Origin of the sequence: Streptomyces sp. NRRL S-646 (genome assembly GCF_000720765.1) — a bacterium.
GTDB lineage: Bacteria > Actinomycetota > Actinomycetes > Streptomycetales > Streptomycetaceae > Streptomyces.
The window spans coordinates 1-542 of sequence record NZ_JODC01000087.1 but is presented as its reverse complement, the minus strand read 5'-3'; the positions used below and the strand labels follow the sequence as shown (position 1 = coordinate 542).

Annotated in this window: 1 protein-coding gene; it reads left to right on the top strand. The window is 67.7% G+C overall.

Annotated elements, in window-relative coordinates; genetic code table 11:
* A partial coding sequence (locus IH68_RS0148995) for a beta-ketoacyl synthase N-terminal-like domain-containing protein (RefSeq protein ID WP_037886710.1) occupies positions 1-542 on the top strand: 542 nt, incomplete at both ends.

Genomic DNA, 542 nt, shown 5'->3' with positions numbered 1-542 from the left:
CGGTGGTGATCGTGGGGATGGCGTGCCGGTTCCCGGGTGGGGTGGGTTCGCCGGAGGATTTGTGGCGGCTGGTCAGTGAGGGCGGGGACGCGATCGGCGACTTCCCGACCGACCGCGGGTGGGACCTGGAGGGTCTTTACGATCCCGAGCCGGGCAGAGCTGGGCGCACGTATGTCCGCGAAGGCGGTTTCCTCTACGACGCGTCGGAGTTCGATGCGGGGCTGTTCGGTATCTCGCCGCGTGAGGCGTTGGCGATGGATCCGCAGCAGCGGTTGCTGCTGGAGACGTCGTGGGAGGTGCTGGAGCGGGCGGGTATCGACCCGGCCACGCTGCGCGGCAGCCGCACCGGCGTCTTCACCGGCGCGATCACACAGGATTACGGCACCTGTATGCGTGCCGGCGAGCACGACTCGGACGGCTACCTGCTCACTGGTTCTACGGGCAGTGTGGCGTCGGGGCGTATTGCGTACACGTTCGGTTTCGAGGGTCCTGCGGTGACGGTGGACACGGCGTGTTCGTCGTCGCTGGTGGCGTTGCATCTG